The 10,847-nt window shown below is 59.5% G+C and carries 8 protein-coding genes and 1 tRNA gene; 7 read left to right on the top strand and 2 right to left on the bottom strand.

The genetic code is table 11. The annotated features are described in order from the left end of the window. The coding region (locus JaAD80_RS21960; RefSeq protein ID WP_146012476.1) for an efflux RND transporter permease subunit at positions 1-1,252 on the top strand (1,252 nt) is incomplete at its 5' end. A 298-nt stretch (positions 1,253-1,550) separates the two neighbouring features. After that, positions 1,551-1,633, top strand: a tRNA-Leu gene (locus JaAD80_RS21955). A 76-nt stretch (positions 1,634-1,709) separates the two neighbouring features. Here the strand turns inward: JaAD80_RS21955 and JaAD80_RS21950 are convergent. Together JaAD80_RS21950 and JaAD80_RS30425 are read right to left on the bottom strand one after the other, a co-directional pair. Further along, on the bottom strand, positions 1,710-3,365 hold the full coding sequence (locus JaAD80_RS21950; RefSeq protein ID WP_146012475.1) for an HEXXH motif-containing putative peptide modification protein: 1,656 nt from the start codon (positions 3,363-3,365) through the stop codon (positions 1,710-1,712). Next, a complete protein-coding gene (locus JaAD80_RS30425) occupies positions 3,328-3,510 on the bottom strand; it encodes a hypothetical protein (RefSeq protein WP_146012474.1) in 183 nt (60 codons plus the stop codon). The genes JaAD80_RS21950 and JaAD80_RS30425 overlap by 38 nt, the downstream gene beginning before the upstream one ends. Positions 3,511-4,109: 599 nt before the next feature. Here JaAD80_RS30425 and tig point away from each other — a divergent pair. From tig to JaAD80_RS21920, 5 genes are all read left to right on the top strand, one after another. Further along, positions 4,110-5,450 (top strand): trigger factor, encoded by a 1,341-nt coding sequence (gene tig / locus JaAD80_RS21940; protein WP_102297407.1) that lies wholly within the window; start codon positions 4,110-4,112, stop codon positions 5,448-5,450. Between the two features lie 84 nt (positions 5,451-5,534). Beyond that, positions 5,535-6,152: an ATP-dependent Clp endopeptidase proteolytic subunit ClpP gene (clpP, locus tag JaAD80_RS21935; RefSeq protein WP_374106380.1), complete on the top strand. Its 618-nt coding sequence runs from the start codon at positions 5,535-5,537 to the stop codon at positions 6,150-6,152. 200 nt (positions 6,153-6,352) lie between these two features. After that, entirely contained in the window at positions 6,353-7,621 is a 1,269-nt protein-coding gene (clpX, locus tag JaAD80_RS21930) for an ATP-dependent Clp protease ATP-binding subunit ClpX (RefSeq protein ID WP_034787303.1), read from the top strand. Between the two features lie 272 nt (positions 7,622-7,893). Then, entirely contained in the window at positions 7,894-10,305 is a 2,412-nt protein-coding gene (gene lon / locus JaAD80_RS21925; protein WP_102297405.1) for an endopeptidase La, read from the top strand. Positions 10,306-10,509: 204 nt separating this feature from the next. Next, positions 10,510-10,782 (top strand): HU family DNA-binding protein, encoded by a 273-nt coding sequence (locus JaAD80_RS21920; RefSeq protein WP_010398442.1) that lies wholly within the window; start codon positions 10,510-10,512, stop codon positions 10,780-10,782. Positions 10,783-10,847 lie beyond the last annotated feature (65 nt).

Raw genomic sequence — 10,847 nt, 5'->3', positions numbered from 1 at the left:
GATCTTCCCGCAGACGAATGTGTCGCAAGTGGTGGTGTTGCCGAAGAGCCTGGCGGACCGCGAACGCTTGCGCCAGCAAATCGTCGACGTTTTCAAGAAGGATTTCCCGGAAGTGCGGGGACGTGTCAAGCTGTTGCCGAACGGACCGCCGGTGCCGTATCCGGTGCAGTTCCGCGTCACGGGGCCGGAAGTGGCTGGCGTGCGCGCCATTGCCGACCAGGTCAAGGACATCATGCGCGCCAATCCGAATACGCTGGGCGTGAATGACAACTGGAATGAATCGGTGAAAGTACTGCGCCTGGATCTGGACCAGGACAAGATGCGCGCGCTGGGCGTCACTTCGAAAACGGTGATGCAGGCGGCCAATACCATCCTGTCGGGCACGGTCATCGGCCAATTTCGCGAAGACAATAAACTGATCGATATCCAGGTGCGCCAGCCTTTGGCCGAGCGGGCGACGATTTCCGTGCTGAATGACACGAATATTCCGACAGCAACAGGCAAGTCCGTGCCCATCTCGCAGCTGGCCCGCGTGCATTTCGTATGGGAGCCGGGCGTGGTCTGGCGCGACAAGCGTGAATGGGCCATTACCGTGCAATCGGACGTGATCGACGGCATCCAGGGTGCGACGGTGTCGACGCAGCTGGCGCCGCAGCTCGACGCCTTGCGCGCCAAGCTGCCGGCCGGCTACCGCATCACCGTGAAAGGGGTGGCGGCCGACAGCGGCGAGGCTGAAGCGTCGATCGCGGCGAATCTGCCGTTGGCCATCTTCATCATCTTCACCCTGCTGATGCTGCAGCTGCACAGTTTCTCGCGCGCCTTGCTGGTCTTCCTGACCGGTCCGCTGGGCGTGGCAGGCGCCGCCTTTGCCTTGCTGGCGCTGGGCCGGCCGCTGGGCTTCGTGGCCAACCTGGGCATCATCGCGCTGTTCGGCATGATCATCCGCAACTCGGTGATCCTCGTCGACCAGATAGAGCAGGACATCAAGGATGGTTCGGCGCCATGGGATGCCATCATCGACTCGGCCGTACGCCGCTGCCGCCCCATCGTGCTGACGGCCGCCGCCGCCGCGCTGGCCATGATACCCTTGTCGCGCTCCGTGTTCTGGGGGCCGATGGCCGTCGCCATCATGGGCGGCCTGATCCTGGCGACAGCGTTAACGTTGCTGTTCCTGCCGGCACTGTATGCGGCCTGGTTCCGGGTCAAAAAGCCGGAGCCTGACGCCCGGCAAGCGGGCACGCCAGTCGTGTGACGGCGCAGGGCGGGGCCGCCTGGCGCCTTCGCCCATGTGCCCGGACGGCAAAAGGGCCTGGTCGTACCGTGAAGGGGCGGCCCCGGTCTCTGCTTTTGGCTTGAAAAATGTCGCCGGCTGGCCCGGCGGCGCCCTGTGCGGGCGGTAAAAAAAAGCGGCATTCCTCTGAGAAATCCAGTAGAATGCCGCCTTTGCTTTGCTGCGGGCCTGGTTGACAAGTCCATGGTAGCCAGAATGCTCCCGAGTTGTTAAAATCGGCAGCAGCAGTCAAGTGGTATGTACAAGCTGCGTACAAAATGCGGATGTGGTGGAATTGGTAGACACGCTGGTCTTAGAAGCCAGTGCTTCGGCTTGGGAGTTCGAGTCTCCCCATCCGCACCAGTCGGGGTTGTTCCAGCCCGGACGTGCAGCACTATCAAGAGAGTCGTCAGGGCTACGTCAGCCCGCCATCAGTTTATCATGACCCCAGTGCGCCCAGCGCCGCCAATTGCCGGCTCGATTCCTGCACCATGTGCGTCACCAGCGCCTGCGCCTGCGGGTAGCCTGTTCTTTTCAGCAGTGTTTCCTCGTGTGTCAGCGGCCATAGCGCCGTGAGCACGCATTGCCGCGCCTGCGGCCAGCGCTGCGCCATGTCCAGCCCCTCCGTTTCTGGCGTTGGCACAGGCATCTCCCTGTCCAGCAAACGCAGTGCCGCGCGCGCCGCCGCCAGCTCGTGTTCCGCCTGCCGTTGCAAGGTGTCGTCCCGGGGTGGCGGTTGCCGCGCCAGGAAAGTGTCGAGCTTGCGGCTCTGGCGTTCGTACAGGTCGAGCAGCAGGTGCAGGGTGGCGCCTGCCGGCCGTGGCTGCGTGTCGATTGTGTCGAGCACATCAAGCAGCCAGCGCGTCATCTGGCGCCCGGCCAGCCCCAGTTCCGGCCAGGTGGTGCCGAGCAATTGTTCGCCCAGGTAGCGGGCCCGGTCGATGGCGCGCCGGCTGCCGCTCATGTTGTTGCCGATGCAGCCATACTCGGGCGCCAGCGCCGCTTCCTGCCGCTCGGCCTGCAGGCACAGCAAGGCAAGGTGCACATACACGTGGAAGGCGGCAAACACGCGGTGCGCATCCCAGTAGTGATTGCCGTCATCATCGGGCGCGTTCCACAGCGAGTAGACCTTGGCGCCATCGTCGCGCGCATAGTCGGGCGCCAGCAGGCTGTGGCCGTGGCGAAAGTCGTAGAGTTTCTGGTGCAGCGCTTCGTGCAGCAAATGCTCAGCCAGCCACCACGGGTTGCCGATCAGTTCCTGGTTCAGGAACACGCTGCCATTGACGCGGAACTGTGAGCTGGACGCCTTGCCGCGCCAACTGCCCAGCTTGGGAAACAGGGCGATCAGCTGCACGTGCGACAGGGCGCTGGCGGCCAGCGCGGGCAGCAGGGTTTCCAGCAAGCGCAGGCCGCGGCGCAGCAGGGCCCGCTCGCGCGGCGTGGGCGTGGCCAGGGGCGCGCCATAATTATCTTCCATCACGGCGAGGAAGGCCGTCGCATACGGCGTGCCCTGGTGCCACGCGTGCCATATATAGGTGTCGTTATAGGGGGCGTTATAGGCATAGGTATCGCTAAAGGTGTCGTCCGCCCCGTTCTCGCCCGCTCCGGCAGCGCTTTCCGCTTGCTCATGCGCAGGCGCGACGTGCAGGCGCGCCATGGCGGGCAGGTGCGCCGTCAGCGGGCCGCCGGGCAAGCCGGACTGCAGATGCGTGCCAGCCGCCTGGAACAGCGCGGCGCACTGGGGCAGGGGCAGGCCGTAGTCGTCGCCCAGGTGCAACTGGCGCATGGCGTGCTGCACGGCGCAGCGCAGTACCGTGTCGCCCAGCAGCTGGCGCTGGCGCACGGCCGGCGCCGCGTCCAGCAGGCGGGCCAGGCGTGCGGCCTCGGGCAGGGTGCTGCCGAGCTTGTGCAGGCGCCGCCGGTAGGCGACAGCCAGCTGGCCGCGGATGTAATCGCTGTCACCGAAGGCGCGGTGGCGCACCAGCGCCGTTTCCACGGCGCCCAGCACATCGGGATCCGGTGGCGTGGTGCGCAGGGCAGGCGCAGGCACGGCCGCCTCAAGCCACGGTGGGGTGGTCGTGGTCGTGGTGGCCATCGCCCCGCATGCGCAATTCCATTTCATCGACTTCCGTCTGGATTTTTTGCAGATCGTCATCGGAAACGCCGTCGAGCAGGCGGCTGAGGACCATTTGCAGCTTGGCTTTGGCGTTGCTGGAACCGCCAGGTATGCTGTCACTCATGATGTTTTCTCCCTTAAATTCACTTTGAGGGGAGAGATAGCGCTCAGGTTTGCCTTAAAAATGGCCAAATTGAGGCAAATCAAAGGTTTTTTGCCTGAAATCTTCGTCTGGAGCGCATTTCTTTGTTTCGGACGGGGCGACAGTTCGCATATACTAATGAACGAAGCAGGCTGGAAAGCCTGTCTCTGGCGAAATGAAGAATGCCGGAGCAAGAGTAAAGACAGGGCACACCCAGGCTGTAGCGACTCGTTCGCTGCCGCTGGCATCCTCTGTGGCCGGGCCGCAAAGCCAGCCACTTCTCCGTAGTCCTTTGTTATAATGCCACGCTTTACCGAATGATGGCCGGCCCTGCATTTACCTAGACGCATGGCTGGACGCTCGGAGCCCTGTCGCGGTATTGAAGGCGGCGGATTGTTTGGTGCCTGGTGGGGGCAACCCCATGCCGGGTAGACCAGGTCCATCGTCCTGCCTTCAGTACGTTACAGATGAATATGCGAGCGAGTGAAGCTGGACCCATGTCTTGTCGCCAGTGATGGCGCAAGGGGTCGGGTCTTCTTTTCTCGCAACAACAGTATCTTATTTTTTGGACGATTTTTTACATGGCAACTGCAGTCGAAACCTTGGGCAAACTCGAACGTCGTATCACGATCTCCTTCCCGCTGACGGACGTCCGCACGGAAGTTGAGAAGCGCCTGAAAGTGCAAGCCCGTACGGCTAAGGCACCGGGCTTCCGTCCGGGCAAAGTGCCGTTGAAAATGGTCGCAGCACAATACGGCTACCAGATCGAATCGGAAGTGCTGAACGACAAAGTCGGCCGCGCTTTCAACGACGCCGCCAACGAAAACAACCTGCGCGTCGCCGGTTTCCCGAACATCGTGCCGAAAGAAGAAGCAGCAGAAGGCCAGCTGGCTTTCGACGCAACCTTCGAAGTGTATCCGGAAGTCGTCATCGGCGACCTGACGGCCGTTGAAATCGAAACCGTGCAAGCCGACGTGTCGGAAGCCGAAATCGACAAGACCATCGACATCCTGCGCAAGCAGCGCGTGCACTTCCACACCAAGGGCGAAGCTGGCGAACACGGCGACGGCGGCGAGCCGATCGCTGCGAACGGCGACCGCGTGACCGTGGACTTCGTCGGCTCGATCGACGGCGTTGAATTCCCGGGCGGCAAAGCTGAAGGCTACGCTTTCGTGCTGGGCGAAGGCCGCATGCTGCCAGAATTCGAAGCCGCGACCCTGGGCCTGAAAGTGGGCGAGTCGAAGACCTTCCCATTGTCGTTCCCAGAGGACTACCATGGTAAAGACGTTGCCGGCAAAACCGCTTCGTTCACCATCACCCTGCAAAAGCTGGAATGGGCGCACCTGCCGGAAGTCGATGCCGAATTCGCCAAGTCGCTGGGCGTTGCCGATGGCGACCTGGCCAAAATGCGCGAAGACATCAAAGTCAACCTGCAGCGCGAAGTCGCTGGCCGCGTGAAAGCACGCAACAAGGAAGCCGTCATGGACGCGCTGATCAAAGTTGCTGAGCTGGAAGTGCCAAAAACGCTGATCGCTCAGGATTCCGAGCGTCTGGCCGAAATGACCCGTCAGGATATGGCGCAGCGCGGCATGAACGTCAAGGACGTGCCTTTCCCAGCAGAACTGTTCGCGGAAAAAGCCGAGCGTCGCGTACGCCTGGGCCTGATCCTGTCGCAGCTGGTCGGCGACAACAACCTGCAGGCAACGCCTGAGCAAGTCAAGGCGCAGATCGAAGATTTCGCCCAAAGCTACGAAGATCCACGCGAAGTGCTGAAGTACTACTACAGCGACCGTCGTCGTCTGGGTGAGATCGAAGCCCTTGTATTGGAAGAAAACGTCGTCACTTACGTGTTGGGCCTGTCGAAAGTCACGACGAAAGCAGTTGCTTTCGACGAACTGATGGGAAGCAACGCACAAGCGTAAACCAGTTGGTATCCGGATGCCGCCGCCGCCGCGAGGTAGTGGCGGCACCCCCTAACTGCTTCACAAGGAAATGAAATGACAGGTATGAACCGTAATCCAGCGCTGGACACACAGATGCTCGGCCTGGTACCGATGGTGGTGGAACAAAGCGGTCGCGGCGAGCGCTCGTATGATATTTACTCGCGCCTGCTGAAGGAACGCTTGATTTTCATGGTCGGCCCGGTCAATGACCAGATGGCCAACCTGGTTGTCGCCCAGCTGCTGTTCCTGGAAAGCGAAAATCCGGAAAAGGAAATCTCGCTCTACATCAACTCGCCAGGTGGTTCGGTCTCGGCCGGCATGGCCATCTATGACACCATGCAGTTCATCAAGCCGGACGTGTCGACCCTGTGCACGGGCATGGCCGCATCGATGGGCGCTTTCCTGCTGGCCGCTGGCGCCAAGGGCAAGCGTTTCTCGCTGCCGAACTCGCGCATCATGATTCACCAGCCGTCCGGTGGTTCGCAAGGCATGGCGTCCGATATCGAGATTCAGGCAAAGGAAATCCTTTACCTGCGCACCCGCTTGAACGGCATCATGGCCGAGCGCACGGGCCAGTCGATCGAACAGATCGCCAAGGACACCGACCGCGACCGTTTCATGTCCGCCGACGAGGCCGTTGAGTATGGTTTGATCGACAAAGTGTTGACCAGCCGCGCTTGATGAGTCCCTACCGGTATTGCTAAGCATGTAAGTAAACGCCCGGGCGATCAAACGTTCGGGCGTTTCGCTTTTATTTCGGGTAGCATGGAGCTTGTGCACGTTGTTGACTTGCGCCATGGGTAATAGCCTTTGTGGGCAATTACCGCACTCCGGCTTGCGATTTTGCAATATTGTTAATGCAGTTCCAACCAAAATGCCTTATGTCAGACAAAAAATCCTCTAGCGGCGAAAAATTACTGTATTGCTCGTTCTGCGGCAAAAGCCAGCACGAGGTGAAGAAACTTATCGCCGGGCCGTCCGTCTTCATTTGCGACGAGTGCATCGACTTGTGCAACGACATCATCCGTGATGAAACGTCGAGCATCGAGACGGTGACCGGTACCAAATCCGACTTGCCGACGCCGCAAGAAATTGCCGCCTTGCTCGATCAGTACGTGATCGGCCAGCAAACTGCCAAGCGCATCCTGTCGGTGGCGGTGTACAACCATTACAAGCGTCTCAAGCACCTGGGCAAGAAAGACGACATCGAACTGGCCAAGAGCAACATCTTGCTGGTCGGTCCTACCGGCTCGGGCAAGACCCTGCTGGCACAGACCCTGGCGCGCATGCTCAACGTGCCGTTCGTGATCGCCGACGCCACCACCCTGACCGAAGCCGGTTATGTGGGCGAGGACGTGGAAAACATCATCCAGAAGCTGCTGCAAAGCTGCAACTATGATGTCGAGAAGGCCCAGCGCGGCATCGTCTACATCGATGAAATCGACAAGATTTCGCGCAAGTCCGACAATCCGTCCATCACGCGCGACGTGTCGGGCGAGGGCGTGCAGCAAGCTTTGCTGAAGCTCATCGAAGGTACGATGGCGTCCGTGCCGCCACAAGGCGGCCGCAAGCATCCTAACCAGGATTTCGTGCAGATCGACACGACCAACATCATGTTCATTTGCGGCGGCGCCTTTGACGGCCTGTCGAAAGTGATCGCCAACCGTTCCGAAAAGAGCGGCATCGGCTTCTCGGCCACGGTGCGCAGCAAGTCGCAAAGCACGGCCAGCGAACTGATGCTGCAGGCGGAACCGGAAGATCTGGTCAAGTTCGGTCTGATTCCGGAACTGGTAGGCCGTCTGCCTGTCATCGCCACCCTGGCAGAGTTGACGGAAGAGGCGCTGATCCAGATCCTCGTCGAGCCGAAGAATGCGCTGATCAAGCAGTATTCGAAGCTGCTCGAGATGGAAGGCGCGGAACTGGAGATTCGTCCGGCCGCCCTGCATGCGATCGCCAAGAAGGCGCTGGCGCGCAAGACCGGTGCCCGTGGCCTGCGTTCCATCCTGGAACATGCTTTGCTGGACGTCATGTACGAACTGCCGAGCGAACAAAATGTGGTGAAAGTCGTCATCGACGAAAATACCATCACCAGTGGTGCCAAACCTTTGTTGATTTATCAAGAGACTGCCAAGGCCTCCGGAGAAAATTGATTACTGCTGAGACAAATGCATAAAAAGGGTTTTGATTCCTTAATGCATGGCAGTACAATTTAAATCAATGAGTGCAGGCTTCAATCGGAAAGCCACTCGCGGCGCTTAGCTGCGCGTGGCTTTTTATTATTCGGACTGCACTTGTTACAGTCATGCGGGTGTGTTTTGCGAAATGAACAAAATGTTTGTTTCACAGAATTATTTATTCTCGCCGGTCTTGTGTTTTGGCAGCGAGCGCCAACATCGTAAACACGCTTTCTATAAGGTACGCCATGACAACTTCCAAATTAACTGAGCAAACTCAACTGCCGTTATTGCCGCTGCGGGATGTCGTCGTTTTCCCGCATATGGTGATACCGCTGTTCGTTGGCCGTCCAAAGTCGATCAAGGCGCTGGAAGCTGCGATGGAGCAGGGCAAGAGCATCATGCTTGCCGCTCAAAAAGCAGCCGCGAAGGACGAGCCGTCTCCTTCGGATATCTATGAAATTGGCTGCGTCGCCAATATTCTGCAAATGCTCAAGCTGCCCGATGGCACCGTCAAGGTGCTGGTCGAAGGCGCACAGCGTGCCCGTATCAACCACATCAGCGATGCGCCGACGCACTTCATCGCCGACCTGACGCCGCTCGAGTCCGAGCCGGGCGACGAGTCGGAGGTCGAAGCCATGCGCCGCGCGATCGTGCAGCAGTTCGACCAGTACGTCAAACTGAACAAAAAGATCCCGCCGGAAATCCTCGCTTCCCTGTCCGGCATCGACGATGCCGGCCGCCTGGCCGACACCGTGGCTGCCCACCTGCCGTTGAAGCTGGAGCAGAAACAAGTCATCCTGGAAATTTTCAGCGTGGCCAAGCGCCTCGAGCACCTGCTGGGCCAGCTTGAAGGCGAGCTCGACATTTTGCAGGTGGAAAAGCGCATCCGTGGCCGCGTCAAGCGCCAGATGGAAAAGTCGCAGCGCGAGTACTACCTGAACGAGCAAGTCAAGGCGATCCAGAAGGAACTGGGCGAGGGCGAAGATGGTGCCGACCTCGACGAGCTGGAGAAAAAAGTCGCTTCGGCAAAGATGCCGAAGGAAGCGCTCGACAAGGCCACCAACGAGCTGAAAAAGCTCAAGCTGATGTCGCCGATGTCGGCCGAAGCCACCGTCGTGCGCAACTACATCGACACCCTGGTCAACTTGCCATGGAAAAAGAAATCCAAGGTTAATAACGACCTGTCGAATGCGGAAAAAGTGCTCGAAGGCGATCACTACGGCCTCGACAAGGTCAAGGAACGCATCCTGGAATACCTCGCGGTGCAACAGCGCGTCGACAAGCTCAAAGCGCCTATCCTGTGCTTCGTCGGTCCTCCTGGCGTCGGCAAGACCTCGCTGGGCCAGTCCATCGCCCGCGCGACGAACCGCAAGTTCGTGCGCATGGCCCTGGGCGGCGTACGCGACGAAGCGGAAATCCGCGGCCATCGCCGCACCTACATCGGCTCGATGCCGGGCAAGATTTTGCAATCGCTGTCGAAAGTCGGCGTGCGCAATCCCTTGTTCCTGCTCGATGAGGTCGACAAGATGGGCGCCGATTTCCGTGGCGATCCTTCGTCGGCCCTGCTGGAAGTGCTCGATCCGGAACAGAACCACACGTTCTCCGACCATTACATCGAAGTCGATTTCGACCTGTCCGACGTGATGTTCGTGGCCACGTCGAACTCGTACAACATCCCGCCAGCCTTGCTTGACCGCATGGAAGTCATTCGCCTGTCCGGTTACACGGAAGATGAAAAGACCAGCATCGCGCAGCGCTACCTGCTGCCGAAGCAGATCAAGAACAATGGCTTGAAGGAAGAAGAAATTTCGGTGGCCGAATCGGCGCTGCGCGACATCATCCGCTACTACACGCGGGAAGCCGGTGTGCGTTCGCTTGAGCGTGAAGTGTCGAAGATCTGCCGCAAGGTGGTCAAGATGCTGCTGCTGAAGAAATCCGACAAGAAAGTCATCGTCAACTCGAAGAACCTGGATAAATTCCTTGGCGTGCGCCGCTATGATTTTGGTGTCGCCGAGAAAGAAAACCAGGTGGGCCAGGTGGTCGGTCTGGCATGGACGGAAGTGGGCGGCGATCTGCTGACCATCGAAGCCGTGTCGATGCCGGGCAAGGGCGGCGTCATCCGCACGGGTACCCTGGGCGACGTCATGAAAGAGTCGATCGAGGCAGCCCGCACGGTGGTGCGCAGCCGGGCACAGCGCCTGGGCATCAAGGCGGACGTGTTCGAGAAGAGCGACATCCACATCCACGTGCCGGAAGGGGCGACACCGAAGGACGGTCCTTCGGCTGGCGCCGCCATGACGGTGGCGATGGTGTCGGTCTTCACGGGCATCCCCGTGCGTGCCGACGTGGCGATGACGGGCGAGATCACCTTGCGCGGCGAAGTGTTGCCGATCGGCGGCCTGAAAGAAAAGCTGCTGGCGGCCCATCGCGGCGGCATCAAGACGGTGCTGATTCCCGAGCAGAATGTGAAGGACCTGGCCGACATTCCGGACAACGTCAAGAACAAACTCGAGATCGTGCCGGTGCGCTGGATCGATAAAGTCCTGGAAATCGCCCTCGAAAGGCTGCCGGAACCGTTGACGGAAGTCGCAGCCGTGGAGGCTGTCACGGCCGCCGCGGCCAAGCCCGATGCGGCCGGCGAGGTAGTAAAACACTAACGTTTTACCCCTGTTTTTCCCAAACAAGCGCTTTTAGAGCGCTTGTTTTATATTGAAACGTGAATTGCGCCCCCAAAGCGCTTGACACATATACAGTGTGGCTTGTTTAATACGCCTGCACATTTTTTTCGCCGGACAGCTGTGGTGCCAAAAGTGCCGCAACGATACGGTAAACGTTTTATACCTTTGTAATTGGGGATGCTAGTGAACAAGACTGAATTGATCGACCACATTGCTGAAAAAGCTGACATTTCCAAAGCCGCCGCTGCGCGCGCACTCGACGCTGTTATCGGCGGCGTGACGGAAACTTTGAAAAACAACGACAGCGTGACGCTGGTTGGTTTCGGTACTTTCTCGGTCAGCGAACGCGCTGAGCGTACCGGCCGCAATCCGCGTACCAAAGAAGCGATCACGATCGAAGCTGCAAAAGTCCCGAAATTTAAAGCTGGTAAAGCTTTGAAGGATGCTGTAAACTAACGGACTTCGGTGAGGTGACAATCACCGGAAACATTTGGCGGCGCCTTCGGGTGCCGCGATTTCAA

It is taken from the genome of Janthinobacterium sp. AD80 (assembly GCF_002878455.1).
Lineage (GTDB): Bacteria > Pseudomonadota > Gammaproteobacteria > Burkholderiales > Burkholderiaceae_D > Janthinobacterium.
The sequence above is the reverse complement of the archived record's forward strand: the minus strand, read 5'-3'. Positions and strand labels throughout refer to the sequence as shown.

What these genes read in the sequence shown, in the direction of transcription:
- JaAD80_RS21950 (WP_146012475.1), bottom strand. Translation starts at nt 3,365, where the DNA reads ATGGCCACCACGACCACGACCACCCCACCGTGGCTTGAGGCGGCCGTG.
- JaAD80_RS30425 (WP_146012474.1), bottom strand. Translation starts at nt 3,510, where the DNA reads ATGAGTGACAGCATACCTGGCGGTTCCAGCAACGCCAAAGCCAAGCTG.
- tig (WP_102297407.1), top strand. Translation starts at nt 4,110, where the DNA reads ATGGCAACTGCAGTCGAAACCTTGGGCAAACTCGAACGTCGTATCACG.
- clpP (WP_374106380.1), top strand. Translation starts at nt 5,535, where the DNA reads ATGAACCGTAATCCAGCGCTGGACACACAGATGCTCGGCCTGGTACCG.
- clpX (WP_034787303.1), top strand. Translation starts at nt 6,353, where the DNA reads ATGTCAGACAAAAAATCCTCTAGCGGCGAAAAATTACTGTATTGCTCG.
- lon (WP_102297405.1), top strand. Translation starts at nt 7,894, where the DNA reads ATGACAACTTCCAAATTAACTGAGCAAACTCAACTGCCGTTATTGCCG.